Source organism: Shimia sp. R9_3 (genome assembly GCF_017743755.1).
Classification (GTDB): domain Bacteria; phylum Pseudomonadota; class Alphaproteobacteria; order Rhodobacterales; family Rhodobacteraceae; genus Shimia.
On record NZ_JAGHRP010000002.1, the window covers coordinates 233251 to 256062 of the forward strand.

25 protein-coding genes are annotated in these 22812 nt (G+C 57.2%); 19 read left to right on the plus strand and 6 right to left on the minus strand.

What is annotated here, in order from left to right:
• Positions 1-3: 3 nt before the first annotated feature.
• The 5 genes from J7412_RS05690 to mdh all read right to left on the minus strand — a co-directional run bounded on the left by J7412_RS05690 (position 4) and on the right by mdh (position 6925).
• Entirely contained in the window at positions 4-2964 is a 2961-nt protein-coding gene (locus tag J7412_RS05690; protein ID WP_209077802.1) for a 2-oxoglutarate dehydrogenase E1 component, read from the minus strand.
• A gap of 228 nt (positions 2965-3192) precedes the next feature.
• Positions 3193-4080 (minus strand): succinate--CoA ligase subunit alpha, encoded by an 888-nt coding sequence (gene sucD, locus J7412_RS05695; protein WP_209061484.1) that lies wholly within the window; start codon positions 4078-4080, stop codon positions 3193-3195.
• A gap of 5 nt (positions 4081-4085) precedes the next feature.
• Positions 4086-5279 carry an ADP-forming succinate--CoA ligase subunit beta gene (gene sucC, locus J7412_RS05700; protein ID WP_209061479.1) on the minus strand — a complete coding sequence of 398 codons (1194 nt, stop codon included), beginning with the start codon at positions 5277-5279 and terminating at the stop codon, positions 4086-4088.
• Positions 5280-5572: 293 nt separating this feature from the next.
• Complete coding sequence (locus tag J7412_RS05705; protein ID WP_209077803.1) at positions 5573-5794, minus strand: hypothetical protein; 222 nt, start codon at positions 5792-5794, stop codon at positions 5573-5575.
• Positions 5795-5962: 168 nt separating this feature from the next.
• A complete protein-coding gene (gene mdh, locus J7412_RS05710; protein ID WP_058241421.1) occupies positions 5963-6925 on the minus strand; it encodes a malate dehydrogenase in 963 nt (320 codons plus the stop codon).
• A gap of 222 nt (positions 6926-7147) precedes the next feature.
• Here mdh and J7412_RS05715 point away from each other — a divergent pair, with 222 nt between their 5' ends.
• Together J7412_RS05715 and J7412_RS05720 are read left to right on the plus strand one after the other, a co-directional pair.
• Entirely contained in the window at positions 7148-7357 is a 210-nt protein-coding gene (locus J7412_RS05715) for an SHOCT domain-containing protein (protein WP_209077804.1), read from the plus strand.
• 63 nt (positions 7358-7420) lie between these two features.
• Entirely contained in the window at positions 7421-8161 is a 741-nt protein-coding gene (locus J7412_RS05720) for a sulfite exporter TauE/SafE family protein (RefSeq protein WP_209077805.1), read from the plus strand.
• A 9-nt stretch (positions 8162-8170) separates the two neighbouring features.
• Here J7412_RS05720 and J7412_RS05725 read toward each other — a convergent pair whose 3' ends face one another.
• Positions 8171-8488 (minus strand): hypothetical protein, encoded by a 318-nt coding sequence (locus tag J7412_RS05725; RefSeq protein WP_209077806.1) that lies wholly within the window; start codon positions 8486-8488, stop codon positions 8171-8173.
• Positions 8489-8813: 325 nt separating this feature from the next.
• On the opposite strand from J7412_RS05725, the gene J7412_RS05730 reads away from it, so the two are divergent.
• The 17 genes from J7412_RS05730 (at position 8814) to J7412_RS05810 (ending at position 22783) form a co-directional block, all read left to right on the plus strand.
• Positions 8814-9668, plus strand: a complete 855-nt coding sequence (locus tag J7412_RS05730; RefSeq protein ID WP_209077807.1) for a CoA ester lyase — start codon at positions 8814-8816, stop codon at positions 9666-9668.
• A gap of 38 nt (positions 9669-9706) precedes the next feature.
• Positions 9707-10258: an NnrU family protein gene (locus tag J7412_RS05735; protein WP_209077808.1), complete on the plus strand. Its 552-nt coding sequence runs from the start codon at positions 9707-9709 to the stop codon at positions 10256-10258.
• A gap of 4 nt (positions 10259-10262) precedes the next feature.
• Positions 10263-10466 (plus strand): DUF1737 domain-containing protein, encoded by a 204-nt coding sequence (locus tag J7412_RS05740; protein WP_209061465.1) that lies wholly within the window; start codon positions 10263-10265, stop codon positions 10464-10466.
• Complete coding sequence (locus J7412_RS05745; protein WP_209077809.1) at positions 10467-11498, plus strand: MaoC family dehydratase; 1032 nt, start codon at positions 10467-10469, stop codon at positions 11496-11498.
• Positions 11499-11507: 9 nt separating this feature from the next.
• Complete coding sequence (locus J7412_RS05750; RefSeq protein ID WP_209077810.1) at positions 11508-12089, plus strand: histidine phosphatase family protein; 582 nt, start codon at positions 11508-11510, stop codon at positions 12087-12089.
• Positions 12090-12127: 38 nt separating this feature from the next.
• Complete coding sequence (locus J7412_RS05755; protein WP_209077811.1) at positions 12128-12880, plus strand: DUF4344 domain-containing metallopeptidase; 753 nt, start codon at positions 12128-12130, stop codon at positions 12878-12880.
• Positions 12881-12993: 113 nt separating this feature from the next.
• Complete coding sequence (locus J7412_RS05760) at positions 12994-13641, plus strand: DUF1194 domain-containing protein (protein WP_247743787.1); 648 nt, start codon at positions 12994-12996, stop codon at positions 13639-13641.
• A 232-nt stretch (positions 13642-13873) separates the two neighbouring features.
• Positions 13874-14257, plus strand: coding sequence for a succinate dehydrogenase, cytochrome b556 subunit (gene sdhC, locus J7412_RS05765; RefSeq protein WP_209061454.1), 384 nt, complete (start codon positions 13874-13876; stop codon positions 14255-14257).
• A gap of 12 nt (positions 14258-14269) precedes the next feature.
• Positions 14270-14641 carry a succinate dehydrogenase, hydrophobic membrane anchor protein gene (gene sdhD, locus J7412_RS05770; protein ID WP_209077812.1) on the plus strand — a complete coding sequence of 124 codons (372 nt, stop codon included), beginning with the start codon at positions 14270-14272 and terminating at the stop codon, positions 14639-14641.
• 86 nt (positions 14642-14727) lie between these two features.
• Positions 14728-16536, plus strand: coding sequence for a succinate dehydrogenase flavoprotein subunit (sdhA, locus tag J7412_RS05775; RefSeq protein WP_209077813.1), 1809 nt, complete (start codon positions 14728-14730; stop codon positions 16534-16536).
• On the plus strand, positions 16536-17078 hold the full coding sequence (locus J7412_RS05780; RefSeq protein WP_209077814.1) for a hypothetical protein: 543 nt from the start codon (positions 16536-16538) through the stop codon (positions 17076-17078). Before sdhA ends, J7412_RS05780 begins: the two co-directional genes overlap by 1 nt.
• Positions 17079-17217: 139 nt before the next feature.
• Entirely contained in the window at positions 17218-17997 is a 780-nt protein-coding gene (locus tag J7412_RS05785; protein WP_209061446.1) for a succinate dehydrogenase iron-sulfur subunit, read from the plus strand.
• A gap of 179 nt (positions 17998-18176) precedes the next feature.
• Positions 18177-18335, plus strand: a complete 159-nt coding sequence (locus J7412_RS05790) for a hypothetical protein (protein WP_209061443.1) — start codon at positions 18177-18179, stop codon at positions 18333-18335.
• A 150-nt stretch (positions 18336-18485) separates the two neighbouring features.
• The gene (locus tag J7412_RS05795; RefSeq protein WP_209077815.1) at positions 18486-20126 is read left to right on the plus strand and encodes an FAD-binding dehydrogenase; all 1641 of its coding nucleotides are present in this window, start codon (positions 18486-18488) and stop codon (positions 20124-20126) included.
• A 66-nt stretch (positions 20127-20192) separates the two neighbouring features.
• Complete coding sequence (locus J7412_RS05800; protein WP_209077816.1) at positions 20193-20627, plus strand: DUF4399 domain-containing protein; 435 nt, start codon at positions 20193-20195, stop codon at positions 20625-20627.
• Positions 20628-20688: 61 nt separating this feature from the next.
• Positions 20689-21549, plus strand: a complete 861-nt coding sequence (locus J7412_RS05805; protein WP_209077817.1) for a DUF1989 domain-containing protein — start codon at positions 20689-20691, stop codon at positions 21547-21549.
• A gap of 163 nt (positions 21550-21712) precedes the next feature.
• Positions 21713-22783, plus strand: coding sequence for an agmatine deiminase family protein (locus tag J7412_RS05810; protein WP_209078315.1), 1071 nt, complete (start codon positions 21713-21715; stop codon positions 22781-22783).
• Positions 22784-22812: the final 29 nt, after the last annotated feature.

A 22812-nucleotide genomic window follows, 5' to 3' on the forward strand; every position in this document is an offset into this window, starting at 1 on the left:
GGATTAGTTCCCTTCCATGGTGAGCGCGGCATCGACCAGCGCTGCTTGTTGTGACTTGTGTTGGCTTGCCAGACCGGTGGCGGGCGACGCGGATGCTGCGCGGCCTGCGTAGATCGGGCGGGTGTGTTTTGCTTTGATGCGGGTCAGCGCCCATTCGATGTTTGGCTCAATGAAGCTCCAAGCACCCTGGTTTTTGGGCTCTTCCTGACACCAGACCATTTCGGCGTCTTTGAAGCGTTCCAGTTCCTTGATCAGCGAGTGCGCCGGGAACGGATAGTATTGCTCAATCCGCATCAGGTAGATGTCATCAATGCCGCGTGCGTCACGCTCTTCGAGCAGGTCAAAGTAGACCTTGCCGGAGCACATCACGACACGTTTGATGTCTTTGTCTTTCTTCAGCTCAGTGTTGGAGTTGCCCTTTTCGGCGTCATCCCACAACACGCGGTGGAAAGAAGACCCATCAGTGAAATCTTCGGCTTCCGAAATGCAGAGCTTGTGACGCAGCAAGGATTTTGGCGTCATCAGGATCAGCGGTTTACGGAAGGTGCGGTGCAGCTGGCGGCGCAGGATGTGGAAGTAGTTCGCCGGAGTCGAGCAGTTCGCCACGATCCAGTTGTCTCCACCACACATCTGCAGGAAGCGTTCCAGGCGGGCGGAGCTGTGCTCTGGACCCTGACCTTCAAAGCCGTGTGGCAGCAGTACGGTCAGACCGGACATACGCAGCCATTTGCTTTCGCCGGAGCTGATGAACTGGTCAAACATGATCTGCGCGCCGTTGGCGAAGTCGCCAAACTGGGCTTCCCAAAGGGTCAGCGCGTTTGGTTCTGCCAGCGAGTACCCATATTCAAAGCCGAGTACGGCGTACTCAGAAAGTGCGGAGTCGATGACTTCGTATTGGCTTTGACCGGCGCGGATGTTGTTGAGCGGATAGTAGCGCTCTTCCGTTTCCTGGTTCACGATGCCGGAGTGGCGCTGAGAGAAGGTGCCGCGTGTGGCGTCCTGGCCGGCCAGACGGACCGGGTAGCCCTCTGTCATCAGGGAGCCAAAAGCCAGCGCCTCAGCGGTGGCCCAGTCAAAGCCTTTGCCGGTTTCAAACATCTTGCCACGGGTGTCGAGGAGACGGCCCACGGTTTTGTGCAGCGGGAAGCCCGCGGGCACAGAGGTCAGGGCTTTGCCGATCTCTGCAAGAGTGTCTTTTTTGATAGATGTCTGACCGCGCTCGTAGTCCTCGCCGCGTTTGTCGAGGTGGGACCAGCGGCCATCGAGCCAATCTGCTTTGTTGGGCTTGTAGTCTTTGCCGACCTCAAACTCTTCGTTCAGATGGGCCTGGAACGCTGCCTTCATATCCTCGATTTCGCCTTCGGGGATCAGGCCGTCCTTCACCAGACGTTCGGTGTAGAGCGTCAGCGTGGTCTTCTGCTTCTTGATGCGCTTGTACATCACCGGGTTGGTGAACATGGGCTCGTCGCCCTCGTTGTGACCAAAGCGGCGGTAGCAGAAGATGTCGAGCACGACGTCTTTTTGGAACTTCTGACGGAACTCGGTCGCGACTTTCGCGGCGTGTACCACGGCCTCTGGATCGTCCCCGTTGACGTGGAAGATCGGGGCTTCAACCACCAGAGCGTTGTCTGTTGGGTAAGGCGAGGAACGGGAGAAGTGCGGCGCGGTGGTGAAGCCGATCTGGTTGTTCACCACGATGTGCATCGTGCCGCCGGTTTTGTGGCCGCGCAGGCCGGAGAGGGCAAAACACTCCGCAACAACACCCTGACCGGCAAAGGCCGCATCGCCGTGCAGCAACACAGGCATCACCTGAGTGCGCTGCGCGTCGTTCAGTTGGTCCTGCTTGGCGCGGACTTTGCCGAGCACAACAGGGTTCACAGCTTCAAGGTGAGACGGGTTCGCGGTGAGCGACAGGTGAACTGTGTTGCCGTCAAACTCGCGGTCAGAGGATGCACCGAGGTGGTACTTCACGTCGCCAGAGCCGTCGACGTCTTCGGGCTTGAAGCTGCCACCTTGGAATTCGTTGAAGATGGCGCGGTACGGCTTGCGCATCACGTTGGCGAGGATGTTCAGGCGGCCACGGTGGGGCATGCCGATCACGATCTCTTTCAGGCCGAGGTTGCCGCCGCGTTTGATCACCTGCTCCATGGCAGGAATGAGGCTTTCGCCACCGTCCAGACCAAAGCGTTTGGTGCCCATGTATTTGACGTGCAGGAATTTTTCAAAACCTTCGGCTTCAACCATCTTGTTCAGAATGGCTTTACGGCCCTCACGGGTGAAGGTGATCTCTTTGTCATAGCCTTCGATGCGCTCTTTCAGCCAGCCCGCTTCCTCGGGGTTGGAGATGTGCATGTATTGCAGCGCGAAGGTGCCACAGTAGGTGCGCTTCACGATGGCCATGATCTCGCGCATGGTGGCGATGTCGAGACCCAGCACCTTGTCGATGAAGATCGGGCGATCCATGTCGGCGTCGGTGAAACCGTAAGACTTTGGATCAAGCTCCGGATGCGGGGTCTGATCGCGCATGCCCAATGGGTCGATGTCGGCAATCAGGTGGCCGCGAATACGGTAGGCACGGATCAGCATGAGGGCGCGGATCGAATCCAGCACCGCGCGTTTGACGGCCTCGTCAGAAACAGTAACGCCCTTTTCAGCGGCCTTGGCTTTAATCTTGTTGCCTGCGGCTTTGGCTTCGGCAGGCTCTGCCCATTCGCCTGTCAGCGAGGAGGTCAGATCATCATTGGGCTGCTGTGGCCAGTCGGTGCGCTGCCAGCTCGGGCCTTGGGCCTCGGCTTTGACATCAAGCTCCGCATCGCCGAGCTGACGGAAGAATTCCTGCCAAGTTGCGTCAACCGCATTCGGGTCGGCGGCGTAGCGGGCGTACATCTGTTCGAGGTATTCCGCGTTGTGCCCCTGCATAAAGGAGGAGGCGTGGAAGATGTCGTTAGGCGACTGTTCGGTCATGATGGCACCTCATGGAGAATGGGACCGGTTTTGATATTGGCCCCATGTAGGGCGGGGTTGGGGTAGATGAACGCGTGAACGTTTCAAAACACTTAGCGCGGTTCGCTTTGAAACACAGAAATTCGCGTTCACCTTTCAGTTATCTGCGCGACGCTGATGCGGGACAGCGCCCGAACCCATGAGGCTCGGACGCTGAACGTTTGCATATGTGCCGTGCGAGCGGACAATTTAGCCCAGCTCGATCGCTTTGAGCACAGCTTCGCCAAGGCCGGCTGGGCTGTCGGCAACGATGATGCCTGCTTCTTGCATTGCGGCGATCTTGTCTTCTGCGCCACCTTTGCCACCGGCAACAATCGCACCGGCGTGGCCCATGCGGCGGCCGGGAGGCGCTGTGCGGCCAGCGATGAAGCCAGCGGTTGGCTTCCAGCGGCCTTTCTTGCGCTCGTTGGCCAAGAAGTCTGCGGCTTCTTCTTCTGCAGAGCCACCGATTTCACCGATCATGATGATGGACTGGGTCTCGTCATCAGACAGGAACATATCCAGCACGTCGATGTGCTCGGTGCCTTTGATTGGGTCGCCGCCGATGCCCACAGCTGTGGACTGGCCCAGACCGATGTCTGCGGTCTGTTTCACCGCTTCGTAGGTCAGAGTGCCGGAGCGGGACACAACGCCCACGGAGCCACGCTTGTGGATGTGCCCCGGCATGATGCCGATTTTGCAGGCGTCAGGTGTGATGACACCTGGGCAGTTTGGACCGATCAGGCGGGAGGAAGAGTTTTCCAGCGCGCGCTGAACTTTCATCATGTCCAGCACAGGAATGCCTTCGGTGATGCAGATGATCAGTTCCATTTCCGCGTCAATCGCTTCGAGGATCGAGTCTGCCGCGAAGGGGGGCGGAACATAGATCACGGAAGCATTGGCTTCGGTTTTTGCCTTCGCATCATGTACGGAGTCAAAGACCGGCAGGCCCAGATGCTCCATGCCACCTTTGCCCGGGGTCACGCCGCCGACCATTTTGGTGCCATATGCGATGGCTTGTTCAGAGTGGAAGGTGCCCTGAGAGCCGGTGAAGCCCTGACAGATGACCTTGGTGTTTTCGTCTACGAGGATTGCCATGGGTGTTATCCTTTCACCGCTTTGACGATTTTCTCTGCGCCGTCAGACAGGTTGTCAGCAGCGATCACGTTCAGGCCGGAAGTGTTGATGATCTCCTTGCCTTGTTCCACGTTGGTGCCTTCAAGACGCACAACCAGCGGAACCTCAAGGCCAACCTCTTTCACTGCGGCCACAACGCCTTCTGCGATCACGTCGCAGCGCATGATGCCGCCGAAGATGTTTACCAGAATGCCTTTGACGTTTTTGTCAGAGGTGATGATCTTGAACGCTTCGGTCACTTTCTCTTTGGTCGCACCGCCACCTACGTCGAGGAAGTTGGCAGGCTCTGCGCCGTAGAGTTTGATGATGTCCATGGTGGCCATCGCGAGGCCCGCGCCGTTCACCATGCAGCCGATTTCACCGTCCAGAGCGATGTAGTTCAGGTCGTACTTGGACGCCTCAAGCTCTTTGGGGTCTTCTTCGGTTTCGTCGCGCAGCTCGGCCACGTCTGGGTGGCGGTACACGGCGTTGCCGTCAAAGCCGACTTTGGCGTCGAGCACTTTGAGCTTGCCGCCTGGCATGACGATCAGCGGGTTGATCTCCAGCTGCTCCATGTCTTTTTCCATGAAGGCTTTGTAGAGAATGCCCATCAGCTTCACGCATTCTTTGACCTGTGCGCCCTCAAGGCCCAGAGCAAAGGCAACGCGACGGCCGTGGTAAGCTTGGTAACCGGTGGCCGGGTCGACGGAGAAGGAGAGGATTTTCTCTGGAGTTGCAGCTGCAACTTCTTCGATGTCCATGCCGCCCTCGGTGGAGCAAACGAAAGACACGCGGGAGGTCTGACGGTCCACGAGCAGGGCCAGATACAGTTCGCGCTCGATGTCAGAACCATCTTCGATGTAGATGCGGTTGACCTGCTTGCCCGCTGGGCCGGTCTGGTGGGTCACAAGGGTGCGGCCCAGCATCTTTTTGGCTTCTTCGGCGGCTTCTTCAACCGACTTGGCAAGGCGGACACCGCCTTTTTCGCCTGCATCAGCTTCCTCAAAAGTACCTTTGCCGCGGCCACCTGCGTGGATCTGTGCCTTTACAACCCAGAGCGGGCCGTCAAGTTCACCAGCGGCGGTTTTGGCGTCTTCTGCTTTCAGAACAACGCGGCCTTCGGACACCGGAGCGCCGTAGGAGCGAAGCAGGGCTTTCGCCTGATATTCGTGGATGTTCATGGAACTGTCCCATCTTGCTGCGATTGGCGGCGTTTTGACACAGACCAAGGCGGCCGATAAGCAAATTCTGCGAAGAAGGTGGATTTTTCGTTATTTGTGATCACAGGTGGAAAATGTGTGATCACAAATTGGCGGCGAGCAATTCTGCCAAAAACAATTTTGTTAAATTGTCAGTGAAATAAGGGCGCTGCGGGTTTGAGTCGATGCGCGGGGTCCGTTATCGCAAACGGTCCCCACGAGTGCTGACCAAGGGTGCGGGCCTCAGGTGGCCTGAGTTTCGTCGCAGCGGGATATCAGGTGAGGTCTTCTTCGAGAGCTGCCTCGGCGGATGGCCATGTGCCGTTGTAAGGCACTGTGTTGTTAGGGCCCGGGGTGATTGGTGCCTGCGTCTGCGGCCCGCTGCGGATGTTGTAGTCGGCAGTGTCACCGGGTTGGTTGCGCACGGCGGAGGATGTGCAGCCGGCAAGGGCGATCAGCGCACCCAGTGTGAGGCCTTTTGCGAGTGGATTGGTCATTGTGTCTCCAAGTTTATGAATTCAAAAGAAATATGGCGCGGTTGGTCCGGCACCGTCGGAGATGAGTTAACCCGAACTCAGGCAAAAAGATCAATGATGTGTTACGTCTGGGCATAGAAAAAGGCCTGCGAAACATGTCGCAGGCCCTTCAATTGCGTATCGCTTGGCTTATGCCAGAGAGCTGTCGATGCCTTTGCAGGCGTCCACGAGGCCCTTCACAGCGTTGACAGAGGTGTCAAACATCTCTTGCTCTTCTTTGTTGAGCTTGATGTTCACAACTTTCTCAACACCACCTGCGCCGATCACGGTTGGCACGCCAACATACATGTCTTTCACGCCGAGGTCGCCGTCACAGTATGCGGCACATGGCAGAACGCGCTTTTGGTCTTTCAGGTAGGCTTCGGCCATTTCGATAGCGGAGGCGGCAGGTGCGTAGAACGCGGAGCCGGTCTTCAGCAGGCCAACGATCTCTGCGCCACCGTCACGGGTGCGCTGTACCATTGCGTCCAGTTTCTCCTGCGTGGTCCAGCCCATCTCGATCAGGTCTGGCAGAGGAATACCTGCAACGGTGGAGTAGCGCACGGAAGGCACCATGGTGTCGCCGTGGCCGCCCAGAACGAATGCGGTTACATCACGCATGGATACGTTGAATTCTTCTGCCAGGAAGTGGCGGAAGCGTGCGCTGTCCAGAACACCTGCCATACCGCACACTTTGTGTGTTGGCAGGCCGGAGAATTTCTGCAGTGCCCAAACCATCGCGTCCAGCGGGTTGGTGATGCAGATCACAAATGCGTCCGGTGCGTTGTCGCGGATGCCTTCGCCAACGGATTTCATCACTTTGAGGTTGATGCCCAGCAGGTCATCACGGCTCATGCCTGGCTTACGTGCCACACCTGCGGTCACGATGCAGACGTCTGCGCCGGCGATCGCGGAGTAGTCGGAGGTGCCGGACATTGCGGCGTCGATTTTCTCAACAGGGCCGGATTCTGCGATGTCGAGCGCCTTGCCCTGGGGCAGGCCGTCTGCGATGTCGAAAAGAACGACGTCGCCAAGTTCTTTGATTGCAGCGAGGTGGGCGAGGGTGCCGCCGATGTTGCCTGCGCCGATGAGGGCGATCTTAGGTCTGGCCATTGGATCTGTCTCCGGTCCGGTTAAATATCGCGGGTGGCTTAAGTCGAAAACGGCTTTGACGCAAGCCTTAGGCCAAGAGCTGTTAGGAAGTGTCGCAGGGTTAGGTCACCTGTTGCGGGGGTTCTGCCTATTGGTTTGGCATGGGCGCGCACGCTTGAATTGTGCGCAGTCGTGGGGCTAAGTTTGAGGTAAGACACAAAAAAATGCCGAGGAGAATTGGCAATGACGACAGTGATGAAAACCCTGATGGCGCTGAGTTTGGCAGCGCTAACGCTTTCTGCATGCGGTGGCGGCAATGCGAATACTACGACAACGGTGCAAACCGCGACGGTTGGCGAACAGCTCGCATCCCTTGAAGACGCCTATGCGCAAGGCCTGCTGACAGACAAAGAATACAAGCAGCAGCGCAAGAAGATTTTGGACGGCGAGTAAGCTGCCCGCGTCTTGTCTCTGACATTGAGGCGCGGCGGTGATGCCTGATTCTGACGGAAAGTCATGACTGATTCTCTTGCGTTTCTTGTTGTTGCGCCGCTTGCGGTGGTTTTTGCAGGGATTTCGAAGGCTGGATTTGGGTCAGGCGCCGCTTTTGCCAGCGCCGTTTTGCTTGCGCTGATTCTTCCGCCCGCGCAGGCCTTGGGGCTGATGCTGCCCCTATTGATGCTGATCGACCTCCTGACCTTACGCCCCTATTGGAAGCGGTGGATCTGGCCTGATGCCAAGGTTCTGATTTTAGGCGGTTTGCCGGGAGTAGCCCTTGGCGTTGCACTGTTCAAAGTGGCCAATGACGATGTGCTGCGCTTGCTGATCGGCGCGGTTTCTTTGGGGTTTGTCGCTTGGCAGCTTTGGCCGCGCAAAACCGCGGCCCGCCAATTGCCTGCTGGCGCCGGGTTGCTCGCGGGCGGTGTGGCTGGTTTCACCAGTTTTGTCAGCCATGCAGGCGGTCCACCAGCCGCCGTCTATCTGTTGTCTCGCGGATTGAGTAAGACCGGATACCAAGCCACATCGGTGCTGGTGTTTTGGGCGATCAATATCGCGAAGTTTGTGCCCTATGCCTTCTTGGGCGTCTTCACCTATGAGACATTTCTGGCAGGCCTGCTGCTTGCGCCGTTTGCTTGCCTGGGGGCGTATCTTGGTGTGAAAGCGCATCACGCCGTTTCAGAAAAGGCCTTCTTCGTGGTGACCTATATTCTGCTATCCGTGACCGGCGTGAAGCTTATTTTTGACGCGCTGACATAGGATGACACGTTAAGCATCATCCCCTTTGGTCGGGAGCACTTCGGCAAGTGTTTCAAACGCTTGACCCGTCGCCATCAGGCAAGTTGCGCCATTGGGCATGGTCATGGTGATGGTCCAGCTGCCGGAAACCTCAGAGGCAAAGATCTCAACCATTGCGCCCTGCGCTCCAAGGCCGAGGGCCTGGCGAGATTCACCGTATTTGTCGGCCAAACGCTCAACCACTTTGTCGCGATCCGCGCAATTGCGCGCCGTCTGTGCCTCCGCCAGAGGGGCAGAGAGTGTGAGCAGGGAAAGACCGGTCGTCAGGGTCAGAAGCAGGGATTTCATATGGTTTCCTTTCAGGAAAATCTTGTCACGCAGCGGACGTTTTCCCGCCAATGCGCGCCATGTGTGTCTAGTTGCTTCGCCTCTTATTATTAGTGTTGCAGCCCTTTCTGTCTGCGTTCGCTCCTCCCCAGGAAGCGATAGAGTTAATCTGCATCCAAACTGGAAAACAAATGGTTAACGGTGTGGATCAAAAGTGTTAACGGATCGTATCTGCTCATAAGACGGCGCGTCATTTCTGCGTTGCGGCAAAAATGCGCTTGAAGTTTTCTGAGAAAAATGCCCCATTCTGCGCAACAAAATTACAGATGGAAATCGGAGAACATCCATGGATCAGCGCGCGCGCCCTTATCGTTCGGTTCTGTACATTCCCGGGTCCAAGGACCGGGCGCTGGAAAAGGCGCGGGGCCTGCCGGTGGATGCCATCATCTTTGATCTTGAGGATGCCGTTGCTCCTGACGAGAAGGAAAACGCACGGGCCATTTTGGCGGATGCGCTCTCCCAAGGCGGGTATGGCAGCCGGATGCGGATTGTGCGGATCAATGGTCTCGATACCCAATGGGGAGAGGCTGACGCCAAGGCCGCCGCCGCAATGGATTGCGACGCAGTGCTGTTGCCCAAGGTGGAGAGCACTGCGCAGCTGGATGCATTGGCGGCGCTGGTCGGTGACAAGCCGATTTGGGCGATGATGGAAACCCCACGTGGGATGCTGAATGCTGCAGAAATTGCAGCGCATCCGCAGCTCACCGGCTTTGTGATGGGCACAAATGATTTGGCAAAAGAGCTTCAGACCCGTTTCCGTGCTGACCGTTTGCCGATGATGGCAGGGCTTGGGCTGTGTCTGCTTGCGGCCAAGGCAGAAGGCATCGTGATCGTGGATGGCGTCTATAATGCCTTCAAAGACGCGGATGGCCTGAAAGCGGAATGTGATCAGGGCCGTGACATGGGCTTTGATGGCAAAACCTTGATCCACCCGGCGCAGGTGGACGTGGCCAACGCGGCATTTGCCCCATCAGAAGCTGAGATTGATCTGGCGAAGCGGCAGATCGCAGCCTTTGAAGAATGCGAAGCCAGCGGCCAAGGTGTGGCCGTGGTGGACGGCAAAATTGTCGAAAATCTGCACGTGGTCACCGCACGAGAGATTCTCGCAAAGGCGGATGCAATCGCTGCGCTTGAGGGGTAACCTCTGCCCCAACAACCAACAATCCAGCGGAGAGCGAGATGATATTATTGGTTCTTGGGGTTTTGCTTTGGGCGGCGGCCCATTTTTTCAAGCGGGCGATGCCGGGTGTGCGGGAGCCATTGGGTGACAAGGGGAAGGGCTTGGTAGCTATAACGCTGGTCCTCTCCATTGTGTTGATGGTGCTCGGCTACCGCGCGGCAGAAATTGAGGATGTGCTTTGGATTGCGCCAAGCTTTGTCTATCACATCAACAACTTGCTCGTGCTCATCGCGATCTTCCTGATGAGCCCTGCGCCTCGCAAGGGCAAGCTGTTTAACAACATGCGCCATCCGATGTTGATCGGGTTTTCGCTCTGGGCGGTGGCGCATATCTTGGTGAATGGCGATGCGCCGTCGGTCGTTTTGTTTGGCGGCTTGCTGGCTTGGGCGCTTGCAGAAATCGTTGTGCTCAATCGGGTCGATGGCCCTTGGCAGCCGACTGAACGCGGCACCATCGCAAAGGATGGCATGTTCTTTGCCGCTTCTATAGTCCTGATGGGTGTGATCGGTGCCATTCACGGCATGATCGGACCATCGCCATTTGGAGGCTAAGAGCATGAAACTTTACCGTTTTCTATCAGAAGAAGACACATCGGCATTTTGTCACAAGGTGACGGATGCGCTTAACAAGGGGTGGGAGCTTCATGGCTCTCCGACACAGACTTTCTGTCAGGCGACAGGCGTGATGCGTTGTGGTCAGGCGGTCGTGAAGGAAGTGGAAGGCACCTACACCCCGGAGACCAAACTGGGAGAACATTAAATGGCCAAGACCAATCCGGGCCGGTTTTTTGAAGACTATTCGCTGGGGCAGGTGATTGAACACGCTGTGCCACGCACTGTCGGGGCAGGGGAGCGCGCACTCTATCATGCGCTCTACCCAGCGCGTCATGCGCTTTATTCCAGCGATGAATTTGCGCGTGCCTCTGGCTTGCCGCAGTCGCCGCTGGACGATCTCGCGGCCTTCCACGTGGTTTTTGGAAAAACGGTTCCGGATGTGTCGCTGAATGCGGTGGCAAACCTTGGGTATGCCGAGGGGCGTTGGCTGAAGCCGGTTTATGCCGGCGATACTCTGCGCTCCACATCCGAAGTGATTGGTCTGAAACAGAACTCCAACGGCAAGACCGGGGTGGTTTACGTGCGCACGCGCGGTATGAACCAGCGCGACGAGGTCGTCATGGAGTATGTGCGCTGGGTGATGGTGCGCAAACGCGACGCAGACGCGCCCGCACCTGAGGCCGTGGTGCCAGAGCTTTCCAAGGTGATCGATCCTGCGGACCTTGTGATCCCGGAAGGGCTCGACTTCAGCGGCTATGACTTCTCTCAGGCTGGGGAAAGCCATCGTTGGGGCGATTATGAAATCGGCGAGACCATTGACCACGTCGATGGTGTAACGCTGGAAGAAGCTGAGCACATGATGGCGACACGGCTCTGGCAAAACACCGCGAAAGTGCATTTTGACGCGACCTTCCGCCCCGATGGACAACGCCTGATTTATGGCGGCCACATTATATCCCTGGCGCGTGCGCTGAGCTTTAACGGGCTGGCCAACGCACAGATGATTGTGGGGCTGAACGGTGGCGCACATGCCAATCCGGCCTTCTCTGGTCTGACGGTCAAGGCTTGGTCTGAAGTGCTTGATAAGGCAGAAACTTCCGCGCCCGGTGTAGGGGCAATTCGCCTGCGGCTGGTGGCCACAAAAGGTGGCGAGCCGTTTGCGTTGAAAGGCGATGATGGCAAATACCTGCCCGAAGTGCTGCTTGATTTGGACTATTGGGCATTGATGCCGATGTAAGGAAACGCGATGCCGCGCGCGATTTACCTGACCCATCCCGAAGTGCACATCGATCCGCATATAGCTGTGCCGGATTGGGGGCTGAGCAAAGTGGGGCAGGCGCGCGTGGATGCGCTTGCGGCGCGCTGTGCCGAAGGGGGCTGGCGCGTTGCATCCACTACAGAGCGCAAGTCTTTGGAAACCGCTTGGCCACTGGCGGCAAAATTCGGCTCAACGCCTGTGGCCATCCGAGAGGGGCTTGGCGAGAATGATCGTTCAAGCACAGGGTTTCTAACTGAGCAGGCATTTCAGCGCGCGGCCAATGCGTTCTTTGGATCGCCTGAGGTGTCCTTCGAAGGTTGGGAGCGCGCTGTGGATGCGCAAGCGCGGATTCTCAGCGAGGTGCGCGCGCTCCTAGCGGCTTTTCCATCCGAGAATCTTCTCATCTGTGGCTATGGCGGTGTCGGCACCTTATTGTACTGCGCTCTTGCAAGGCGCAGGATCGACCGAAAGTGGGATCAAGCGGGCGGCGGTTATTGGTTCGCGTTTGATACACTCAGCATGGTGCCAGAAAACCACTGGCAGCCGATGGAGACGTTGAGTTTCAATTAGCGCTCGACACCAAGGTGCACTGCCGCTCTAGTGCGCTTATGAAACGATATTTACTCCCCGTGGTAATCTGTGGTGCAGCCTCTGGCGCTCAAGCCGAAGTGCAGTTTGGCCATACATCCGAAGACACGCTTGCCTATGTTGAGGGCAATCTGCTCGGGATTTTCTATCATGAGCTTGGTCACGCTCTGATCGATCTTCTGGGGTTGCCGATCTTTGGGCAGGAGGAAGACGCAGCGGACGTGTTATCGATCTTTTTGATTGATGCATTTTACGAGGAAGAGGCGGCTGTTCAGCTGGCCTATGACGCGGCGTTTGGCTTTTTGGGCGAGGCTGAAGCCACGTCTGAAGTGGCCTTCTGGGACGTGCATGGCCCGGATTTGCAGCGTTACTACAATACGGTTTGCTTGTTTTATGGGGCCAATCCGGAAGAACGTGAGGATGTCGCGGAAGACCTCGGCTTGCCGGAAGAGCGAGCAGATTATTGTCCATCAGAATATGATCAGGCTGTTGCCAGCTGGGGTGGCGCATTGGACGAAGTTGCCCATGGTGGTGGAGGCGAGACGCTGGTGATGGGCGAAGTTGTCGTCGAAACGGATGGTGCACAGCTCACCGAAGAAGTGATCCAGGCAGAAGTCACGGCGCTGAACGAAGAGTTCCGTCTACCGGAGACTTTGACGATTTCGGTTGTGCCCTGCGGTGAGGCAAATGCCTTCTACGATCCTGAGCGGATCGAGATCACTATGTGTACTGAGTTTGCGGACGCATTGGTGGAGATGGCGCAGGAGTTTTAAGCCCGCACACGCGGAGTTGATGACGCAGGCTGCCGGATCGCGCTAGGCTGCGGTTTATGCGGTTTATGCGGTTTTTGAGTGTCTTAGCAGCGGGAACTTTGTGTGCGCCAGCGATGGCGCGCGCCTGTGATCTCGCGCTTTTACTGACGGTCGATGTGTCCGGGAGCATTGATGCCAAAGAGTACCGTGTTCAAATGGATGGGCTGGCAGCGGCGTTGCGCGACGGGATTGTCGTAGAGGCGCTGATAGACCAAAGAGCATCGGTTTCCCTAATGCAGTGGACCGGAGAAGGGCGACAGCATGTCAGTGTGCCCTGGACCGAGGTGACTTCCGCCGAGCAGGCTGAGGCTTTGGCCATCGCCGTGGAGGAAATGCCGCGCCAATGGAGCCAATACTCTACAGCGATAGGGGATGCGCTGCTGGCGTCCGCAGAATTGATCGAGACAGCGCCTGACTGTAAGCGCAAGGTGGTCGACGTCTCAGGGGACGGCATTTCCAATGAGGGTCCGCTGGTGGAGTATGGGCGCAAACGGCTTGCCGGTCAGGGCGTGACAGTCAACGCCGTGGTGATCGAAACCGACGATACGGACCTGACCGGGTATTTCTGGGAAAATGTGATCACGGGACCCGGGGCTTTTGTTGTGACGGCTGCAGGTTTTGAAGAATACCCGCTGCGCATCCGCCAAAAGCTCATTCGGGAAGTCGCCAAACAAGTGGCGGAAGGCCCTGAGGTGGAGCGTTCTTTGTTAGATCGAATGTGAGCGCCAACACGTAAGGGGCCTGTTAAGCAATGGTGTGGTAACCTCTTGGGGTGAATAATTCCTGACAAAAAAACTTGAATTGCAAAATGTGATCACGAATAAAAACGTGTGATCACAAAATTAAAAAAATCCCTCAGATTGGGTCAAAAAACCGCGTGAATTAAGCTTTCGCCAAGGTGACACATCGCAAAAAACCGTTAGAAGACATCAAGGGAACCTGAAAGGATTCATTATGGCTGACGTGAAAAGGATTGAGCGCCCGCTCTCCCCACATTTGCAGATCTATCGCCCGCAGATGACCTCCGTGTCTTCGATCATGGTGCGTATCACCGGCATCGCCCTCATTCCGATTGCGGCAATTGTTGTTTGGTGGCTTTTGGCGGCTGCAACCTCTGAAAGTGCCTTTGCTTTCATCGATGGGTTGCTGCGCAGCTTTATCGGCGATGTCTTCCTGTTCCTCGCTTCCTGGGCAGTGTTTTACCATATGCTGGGGCGTCTGCGTCACGTGATCTGGGACTTCGGCTACTGCCTGGACATCGACACCGCTGTCACGCTTGGCAAAGGCATGTTCATTGGTGCCACTGTGTTGGCCATTCTCACCGCGCTGATCGTGTAAGGAGCTGAAAAGATGAATTTTCTGACTGACCGCAAACGCGCGCACGGCACTGGGGCTTCCGGCAAGGGCACCGAGCATCACTGGCATATGATGATCAACTCATCCTTGCTTGTTGTTTTGGTCCCGCTCTTCGTTTTGACTTTCGGCTTTGGTCTGGGTGGCACCCATGAAGAAGTGCTGGCCTATTTCGGCAAGCCGTTCCCGGCTATCATTTCCGCGCTGACCCTGATTGTGGGTATCATCCACATCAAAAATGAAGCGCAGGACGCGATCGAAGATTACATGCACGGCGTCGCTGAGAAGCTGACCTACATCGCTGCTGGCGCTGTTTGCTACACCATTATCGCTGTGGGCCTGTTTGCCCTGATCAAACTCGCTCTCTAACGCTGTTGCGCCCGGCCTCGGCTGCGGCGCCAGCGCTTTTCCCGTGAACAGAACGCCCTGCATAGCGGCGGCAAGGATGAAAACCGATGACAGCAGCATACGAATACGAAACACATGAATATGACGTGGTCGTGGTGGGCGCCGGTGGCGCTGGTTTGCGCGCCACTCTTGGTATGGCCGAGCAGGGCCTGCGCACGGCCTGTGTGACCAAAGTCTTCCCGACCCGGTCTCACACCGTTGCCGCGCAGGGCGGCATCGCGGCATCCCTTTCCAACATGGGCCCTGATAACTGGCAGTGGCACATGTATGACACCGTCAAAGGCTCTGACTGGCTGGGCGACACCGACGCGATGGAATACCTCGCGCGTGAAGCACCCAAGGCGGTTTATGAGTTGGAGCACTATGGTGTGCCGTTCTCCCGGACCGAAGAAGGTAAAATCTACCAGCGTCCGTTTGGTGGCCACACCACCGAGTTTGGCGAAGGTCCCGCCGTGCAGCGGACCTGTGCCGCCGCGGACCGGACCGGTCATGCGATCCTGCACACGCTTTATGGCCAGTCGGTCAAGAACAACGCGGAATTCTACATCGAGTATTTCGCGATTGACCTGATCATGTCTGAGGACGGCCAGTGCCAGGGTGTTGTCTGCTGGAAGCTTGATGACGGCACTATGCATGTCTTCAACGCCAAGATGGTTGTGCTGGCGACTGGCGGCTACGGCCGTGCCTACTTCTCCGCAACCTCTGCGCACACCTGCACCGGCGACGGTGGCGGCATGGTGGCCCGCGCAGGCCTCGCTCTGCAGGACATGGAGTTTGTGCAGTTCCACCCAACCGGCATTTACGGCTCCGGCTGCCTGATCACGGAAGGCGCGCGCGGCGAAGGTGGTTACCTGACCAACTCCGAAGGTGAGCGCTTCATGGAGCGTTATGCTCCGCAGTATAAAGACCTCGCACCACGCGACTATGTTTCGCGCTCCATGACCATGGAGATCCGTGAAGGCCGCGGTGTGGGCGAGAATGGCGACCACATTCACCTCAACCTGAACCACCTGCCTGCCGAAGCGCTGGCGGAACGTCTGCCAGGTATCTCTGAATCTGCAAAGATTTTTGCGGGTGTGGATGTGACCAAAGAGCCGATCCCGGTTCTGCCAACCGTGCACTACAACATGGGCGGTATTCCGACCAACTATTGGGGCGAAGTGCTGAACCCAACCGCAGAAGATCCAACCGCGGTGGTCCCCGGCCTGATGGCTGTGGGTGAAGCGGGCTGTGCCTCAGTTCACGGTGCGAACCGTCTGGGCTCCAACTCTCTGATCGACCTTGTGGTGTTTGGCCGCGCTTCCGCAATCCGCGCCGGCAAGGTGGTGGATGCAGATGCTCCGAACCCAGTTCTGAACCAAGCGTCGGTGGATGCAGCATTCGCGCGCTTTGATGGTCTGCGCTACGCCAAAGGCGGCGCGCCGACTGCTGAGCTTCGCCTTGAAATGCAGCGCACCATGCAGGCGGATGCGGCGGTGTTCCGTACCGACAAGACGCTGAAAGAAGGCGTTGAGAAGATGACGGCGATTGCGGGCAAGATCGATGATCTGAACGTCACCGATACCTCGTTGGTCTGGAACAGCGATCTGATGGAAACGCTTGAGCTGACCAACCTGATGCCAAACGCACTGGCGACGATCCACGGTGCGGAAGCCCGTAAAGAAAGCCGCGGTGCGCACGCACATGAAGACTATTCCGAGCGTGATGACGCGAACTGGCGGGTCCACACGGTGAGCCGCGTAGAAGGCGATAAAGTTGAACTATCTTATCGCCCTGTGATTGTTGACCCGCTGACCAAAGAAGAGGAGGGTGGAATCGAACTTAAAAAGATTGCACCTAAAGCGAGAACCTTCTGATGAAACGAATTTGCACTGGCGTCATGATGGCAGCAATTGCCGCAACTCAAGTTATGGCGGACGAAACACTTGTTGTTCAACAAATTAGCCAGTGCATTGTCGATACAGGTTCCCAAGGTGCCTATAAGGTTACAGAGTTCGACAAGGTGCCAGTGGTCGTCGCAGATGCGGGTGGCACCGAACGCGGTGCGCGCAATGTGAATGACTGCCTCCAGGACAACTACAACGTCCAATATGACAATGGTGCATTTGGTGTTGCAGATGGCAACAAGGTGGCGAGCGGACCTGATGTCTGTCAGCAGGAACGTATTCAGGGCTTTGTCATCGGCACTGTTGTCATTGGAGCCATAAACGCATCTCTCGGCGGCAACTTTTTCGCAGGTGCCGCTCTTGGTAATGCGCTGACGTGGGGAACCATCCAGCGCGACTACCGTGAATGTGTGCGTCGTGAAGGCGGAGCAAAATATGCTGGTGTTGAATTCCATTCCGGCTGCTCTCGTCATTCCGATGTGTTGCACGGTGGGGCTCAATACTGCCGCTAAGGAGCGGAAACGTGGCCGTTTAGGCCAGGTGATCAGAAACAACCGAATGCTCCGCGCATGTGTGAATGCGGCATCAGAGTGTTTGAACAGGAACGAAGGTAAGCGCAGTTTGCGCGCCCACGTGTAGGAAGGAAAGACGATGGTCGAATTTGCCCTCCCCAAGAACTCCCGGATTATGACCGGCAAAACCTGGCCAAAGCCGGAAGGCGCTACGAATGTGCGCAAGTTCCAGATCTACCGCTGGAATCCGGATGACGGCAAAAACCCTCAGGTGGATACCTATTTCCTGGACATGGACAAATGTGGTCCGATGGTTCTGGATGCGCTGATCAAGATCAAGAACGAGATTGACCCAACCCTGACCTTCCGTCGCTCTTGCCGTGAAGGCATCTGTGGATCCTGTGCGATGAACATCGACGGGATCAACACGCTGGCCTGTATCTATGGTCTGGACGAGATCAAGGGCGACGTGAAGATCTACCCGCTGCCGCATATGCCGGTGGTGAAAGACCTGATCCCGGATCTGACCCATTTCTATGCGCAGCACGCGTCGATCATGCCGTGGCTGGAAACCAAGACCAACCGTCCGGCAAAAGAGTGGCGTCAGTCGATCGAGGACCGCAAAAAACTCGACGGTCTGTATGAATGTGTGATGTGTGCATCCTGCTCCACTTCCTGCCCAAGCTACTGGTGGAACGGCGATAAATATCTCGGCCCAGCAGCGCTGTTGCACGCCTATCGCTGGATCATTGACAGCCGCGATGAGGCGACAGGCGAGCGTCTGGATGAGCTGGAAGATCCGTTCAAGCTCTACCGCTGCCACACCATCATGAACTGTGCAAAGACGTGCCCGAAGGGTCTGAACCCGGCGAAGGCCATTGCAGAGATCAAGAAGATGCTGGTGGAGCGCCACGTCTGATTTCAGGCACATGCGACTTTGACGAGGGCCCGTTTCGGGCCCTTTTCTTTTGTTTGTTGGGACGTTGCCTCTGCGCAGATTGCATGGCGCCTTTGCCATTTGAGCAGTTCTTTGACTTTGTTGGCTTAGCTATATGAAGGAGCAGGGAAGGAGGTCAGATGTGAATACGGAGACTGCCCATGTCCGCCCTAGAGACAAACACCCCAGAAGATTTTGCAGCGCGCGCCCTGGAGGTGCTGGAGCAAGCCTACGCATATTACTCCGAGCCGCCACGCCGCCCGGTTTTGGTGCAGGACAGCGATGAAGAAACCTACTTCGAGTATGTGAAAGCAGCCTAAGCCTGCACATAGAAGCTTGTTGAAAGCGCCTCCTGGTTGGGGCGCTTTTTGCGTTTCTCCCTCAGGGCTTGATGGCCTTATGTTTACGTAAGGTCGGTCTTGGTCCTTGGCTGGCCGCTGGCTAGCCTTTGCCAAAGGGGAGGAAGCACAATGACCGATGTGATCATCGTAGGCGGCGGGCTGGCTGGGATCGTAGCGGCGCGTGAAGCTGCGCTGCGGGGGCGAAAGGTTCTTTTGCTGGATCAGGAGGGAGAGCAGAGCCTAGGAGGGCAGGCTTTCTGGAGCCTTGGCGGCCTCTTCATGATCGATACTCCCGAGCAGCGGCGCATGGGGGTCAAGGACAGCGCAGAGTTGGCCTACAATGATTGGATGGGGTCAGCGCAGTTTGACCGTCCTGAAGATGCCAACCCCCGCAAGGTGGCCGAGGCTTATCTCTCGTTTGCAGGCGGGGAGATGCGCAGTTGGCTCCACAGCATTGGAATGCGGTGGTTTCCTGTGGTTGGTTGGGCCGAGCGCGGCGGGGCTATGGCGCATGGTCACGGCAATTCCGTACCGCGGTTTCACATCACGTGGGGGACCGGCCCGGGCGTTGTTGCGCCGTTTGAGCGTGATGTGCGCAATCTGTCAGCGGAGGGTAAGATTGAACTGCTCTTTCGCCGAAAGGTAACTGATCTCATTGTGGAAAATGGCACGGTTAAAGGCGTGCGCGGCGAAGTTCTCGCCGACGACGATGCAGAGCGCGGCCGCTCTACCACCCGTGACGTCGTGTCAGATTTTGAACTGCGCGCTTCGGCTGTGGTTCTTACCACCGGTGGGATTGGTGGCGACCACGATATGGTGCGGCGCTATTGGCCTGAAGGCCGGTTGGGCAAGCCTCCTAAGCGTATGGTGGCCGGGGTGCCGGACTATGTCGATGGGCAGATGCAGCGGTCGGCAGAGGCCGCGGGTGCGGCGATCATCAATGGGGATCGGATGTGGCACTACACTGAAGGGCTGGCCAATTGGGATCCGATCTGGCCAAACCATGGCATTCGGGTGCTGCCGGGGCCGAGCTCTATGTGGTTTGACGCCTTGGGCTCCCGTATGGAAGCGCCTTATTTGCCAGGGTTTGACAGCCTCGGCACCCTCAAGCGTATTCTTTCCACGGGGCATGAGCACAGCTGGTTTATTCTTACACAGAAGATCATCGAAAAAGAGTTCGCGCTGTCAGGTTCTGAACAAAACCCGGACCTGACATCCGGTAAGTTTATCGAAGTGCTCAAAGGGCGGTTGATGTCCAAGGGGGCGCCAGCTCCGATTGAAGCGTTCAAGCGTCATGGAGAAGACTTTGTGGTCGCTGATGATCTGGAAGCGCTGGTGGCGGGAATGAATGCGCTCACGCCGGAAGTTCCTGTCAACCTTGATAAAATCCGGGATCAGATTGTTGCACGGGATGCCCAAATCGAGAACCCGTTCAGCAAGGATGCGCAGATCACTGCGATCCGGGGAGCACGCGCCTTTCGGGGGGATCGGCTGATCCGCACGGCGAAGCCGCACCGTATTCTCGACCCGGCCAATGGCCCATTGATCGCTGTGCGGCTCAATATCCTTACGCGAAAATCTCTCGGAGGACTGCACACGGATGAAACCGCGCAGGTTCTGAAACCCGATGGGAGCGCCTTTGTGGGGCTGTTCGCGGCGGGGGAAGTGGCTGGTTTTGGCGGTGGCGGCTATCACGGCTACAATGCGCTGGAAGGTACTTTCTTGGGCGGATGCATATTCTCTGGGCGTGCAGCGGGACGTGCGGTTTAGCGTTAGGCCTGTGTGATTTGCCATGTTAGGCTCCCGTTGTTTTAAAGAGTTATGGGAGGAATTGGTATGAAACACTTGTTCGCTGCAGCGTTGATAGCCTTTGGTTCTCAAGCACTTGCCGGTGGTGCGCCATCGCCTGAAGGGGCGGAAGTTTACTTCATCAATATTGAAGATGGCGCCTCGGTGCAGTCTCCGTTTGTGGTGCAGTTTGGCTTGTCCGGCATGGGGGTGGCGCCTGCGGGGACGGAAGTGGAGAACACTGGGCACCACCATATTTTCATCAATCGCCCTCCTTTGGGAGAGGGGGCTGAGGATGCCGATCTGCTCGAAAACGGTGTGCCGACAGATGACAATCACCGCCATTTCGGAGGCGGGCAAACCGAAGTGAGTTTGGACCTTCCGCCGGGCACACATACGCTGCAGCTCGTGTTGGGAGACGAGTTCCACGTGCCGCATACGCCACCTGTGGTATCAGATGTCATCACGATTACTGTGAACTAACTCCGGCGTGCGTTGCGGATAGCCATTGCAACGCGTTAACAATTGGGGGCAGGATCGCGCCATGACTGAGACGATCCTGCCCCCCGCCGATGCCGAAGACCGCCGCGCCATCAAGCCGGTGATCTGTTATCCAAACACCACTTTGCCGACCCCACCGCTGGCGCTTTATCAAGCTGCCAGAGAAGGGGCCAAGAAGGTGGATGAGGTGCTGATCCCGGCAAGGGATGCGCGGTGTTTTGAGGTGCCGGCCGGGCATTTCTTTCGCATCACCTCTGTTGAAGGCCCGCAGGTGGGGGATCTCAATCTGTGGAACCTCAATGATTTGAGTGAGCGGTTTTTCTCGGGAAAAACAAGAGCTTTACACGGCACCCATATCACGACGGGTGAACGCATGTGGTCAAGCCTGCCAAGCCTGCGCCCCATGGCGACGATCGTTACTGATACGCTTGGCTGGTACGGGATCGACGCTTATGGTGGCTCCGTACATGACGTGATTGGTACGCGCTGTGACCCATACACCGGCAATTTGCTGAGTGGTGACCAATATCATTATTGCTGTCATTCCAATCTGACCCGCGCCCTGGCGGCGCATCAGGGGATCAGCCTTGAGGAGGCGGAGCCTCATGTGCACGACGTTCTTAACGTTTTCATGTGCACGGGGTTCACGCGTGACACTGGTCAGTACTTCATGAAGGCAAGCCCGGTGCGCCCCGGAGACTATCTTGAGGCCTTTGCTGAGATCGATCTGTTGGGCGCTTTGAGCGCTTGCCCGGGCGGCGATTGTTCGGCGGAACACAGCAGTGATGTCGCCGCATGTCACCCGCTACTGGTAGAGGTTTTTGCCCCCGCTGAAGGGGCGCTGGGCGGTTGGGAAAGTCCGGCTCTCAACGGCTATGATCGCAGCCACGGCAGGGCGCGTTAACCATTTTTTTTGAGCGTCGGTATCGCGTCTGTATTGCGACGTTATCGCGTAGGTGCCGAATTTCGGTGCCCAAACGGCGTTAACCATTGTGGCAAAGGTGTTTTGGACCGCCGATTGGGGCGGTTTGGCCCGTGCCAAAAGCGTGGATGAGGACGGTAAACTGATGAGGCGTCGGGAGATGATTTTGGCAAGTGGCGCGGCGGGGCTGACCAGCCTTTTCGGGGCCGCCGGTGGTGCGGCTGAAAGCCGGTTTTATGTGCCGCCTGAGGAGGCACCGCACCAGCGGACGTTTATGCAATGGCCGGTCAATCGGCAGGTGCATTCAGATCCAGTCTTTCGGGAGATGACCCAGCAGACCATTGCGGACATTGCCAATACGATTTCCGAGTTTGAACCGGTTGTGATGCTGGCGGCCAAAGAGGATCATAGCGGGGCGCAAGCAAAGTTGTCTGACGCAGTCGAGCTTTGGGACATTCCCACTGAGGATCTTTGGTGTCGGGATTCCGGTCCGATCTTTGTGGTGGACAGCCAAGGTGGTTTGGCGGTGAGCCACATTCAGTTCAATGGTTGGGGCGAGAAGCAGCTCCATCGGCGCGACGGCCAGATCGCGGCGCGTGTGGCCGAGAGGCTCGGGCTCTCGCTTCTGCCGTCTGGTCTGCGTGGCGAGGCGGGAGGTGTTGAGCAGGATGGTCACGGCCTACTTATGGCACATGAGAGCAGTTGGGTGAATCAGAACCGCAATCCCGGCCTTTCACGGGGTGAGATCGAACAGAGGCTGCTGAGCGCCTACGGCGCCGAGAGGATGATCTGGTCTGAGGGTGTCTGGGATGAGGACATCACGGATTACCACATCGACAGTCTTGCGCGGTTCACGGGGCCGGGGCGGGTCTTGATGAACCTCCCCGACGCGCCGGATCTGCGCGACCCGTTTCACGCCGCTGCGCTTGATACGCATGATGTGCTTGTTGCTGCGGGGCTTGAGGTTGACGTGATCCCGGAACCTTATGACCGCCGTGTGCAAAGTCTCGATTTTGTGGCGTCTTATGCGAATTACTATGTGTGTAACGGCGCAGTCATTGCTGCGGAGTTCGGCGACAGGGAAACCGCCGCGATCGCCCGCGCTGCGCTGGCGAAGCACTATCCCGGACGCGAGATTGTCATGTTGAACGTGGACCCGTTGGGAGAGCTTGGCGGCGGTATTCACTGCGCGACACAGCAGATGCCTGCTGTATAGCGGACACTCTGTCTGAGCAAGTTAAGGGG

Bases quoted from the DNA above. Each gene is read 5' to 3' on its own strand.
- J7412_RS05690 (WP_209077802.1), bottom strand. From the start codon at position 2,964: ATGACCGAACAGTCGCCTAACGACATCTTCCACGCCTCCTCCTTTATG.
- sucD (WP_209061484.1), bottom strand. From the start codon at position 4,080: ATGGCAATCCTCGTAGACGAAAACACCAAGGTCATCTGTCAGGGCTTC.
- sucC (WP_209061479.1), bottom strand. From the start codon at position 5,279: ATGAACATCCACGAATATCAGGCGAAAGCCCTGCTTCGCTCCTACGGC.
- J7412_RS05705 (WP_209077803.1), bottom strand. From the start codon at position 5,794: ATGACCAATCCACTCGCAAAAGGCCTCACACTGGGTGCGCTGATCGCC.
- mdh (WP_058241421.1), bottom strand. From the start codon at position 6,925: ATGGCCAGACCTAAGATCGCCCTCATCGGCGCAGGCAACATCGGCGGC.
- J7412_RS05715 (WP_209077804.1), top strand. From the start codon at position 7,148: ATGACGACAGTGATGAAAACCCTGATGGCGCTGAGTTTGGCAGCGCTA.
- J7412_RS05720 (WP_209077805.1), top strand. From the start codon at position 7,421: ATGACTGATTCTCTTGCGTTTCTTGTTGTTGCGCCGCTTGCGGTGGTT.
- J7412_RS05725 (WP_209077806.1), bottom strand. From the start codon at position 8,488: ATGAAATCCCTGCTTCTGACCCTGACGACCGGTCTTTCCCTGCTCACA.
- J7412_RS05730 (WP_209077807.1), top strand. From the start codon at position 8,814: ATGGATCAGCGCGCGCGCCCTTATCGTTCGGTTCTGTACATTCCCGGG.
- J7412_RS05735 (WP_209077808.1), top strand. From the start codon at position 9,707: ATGATATTATTGGTTCTTGGGGTTTTGCTTTGGGCGGCGGCCCATTTT.
- J7412_RS05740 (WP_209061465.1), top strand. From the start codon at position 10,263: ATGAAACTTTACCGTTTTCTATCAGAAGAAGACACATCGGCATTTTGT.
- J7412_RS05745 (WP_209077809.1), top strand. From the start codon at position 10,467: ATGGCCAAGACCAATCCGGGCCGGTTTTTTGAAGACTATTCGCTGGGG.
- J7412_RS05750 (WP_209077810.1), top strand. From the start codon at position 11,508: ATGCCGCGCGCGATTTACCTGACCCATCCCGAAGTGCACATCGATCCG.
- J7412_RS05755 (WP_209077811.1), top strand. From the start codon at position 12,128: ATGAAACGATATTTACTCCCCGTGGTAATCTGTGGTGCAGCCTCTGGC.
- J7412_RS05760 (WP_247743787.1), top strand. From the start codon at position 12,994: ATGGCGCGCGCCTGTGATCTCGCGCTTTTACTGACGGTCGATGTGTCC.
- sdhC (WP_209061454.1), top strand. From the start codon at position 13,874: ATGGCTGACGTGAAAAGGATTGAGCGCCCGCTCTCCCCACATTTGCAG.
- sdhD (WP_209077812.1), top strand. From the start codon at position 14,270: ATGAATTTTCTGACTGACCGCAAACGCGCGCACGGCACTGGGGCTTCC.
- sdhA (WP_209077813.1), top strand. From the start codon at position 14,728: ATGACAGCAGCATACGAATACGAAACACATGAATATGACGTGGTCGTG.
- J7412_RS05780 (WP_209077814.1), top strand. From the start codon at position 16,536: ATGAAACGAATTTGCACTGGCGTCATGATGGCAGCAATTGCCGCAACT.
- J7412_RS05785 (WP_209061446.1), top strand. From the start codon at position 17,218: ATGGTCGAATTTGCCCTCCCCAAGAACTCCCGGATTATGACCGGCAAA.
- J7412_RS05790 (WP_209061443.1), top strand. From the start codon at position 18,177: ATGTCCGCCCTAGAGACAAACACCCCAGAAGATTTTGCAGCGCGCGCC.
- J7412_RS05795 (WP_209077815.1), top strand. From the start codon at position 18,486: ATGACCGATGTGATCATCGTAGGCGGCGGGCTGGCTGGGATCGTAGCG.
- J7412_RS05800 (WP_209077816.1), top strand. From the start codon at position 20,193: ATGAAACACTTGTTCGCTGCAGCGTTGATAGCCTTTGGTTCTCAAGCA.
- J7412_RS05805 (WP_209077817.1), top strand. From the start codon at position 20,689: ATGACTGAGACGATCCTGCCCCCCGCCGATGCCGAAGACCGCCGCGCC.
- J7412_RS05810 (WP_209078315.1), top strand. From the start codon at position 21,713: ATGAGGCGTCGGGAGATGATTTTGGCAAGTGGCGCGGCGGGGCTGACC.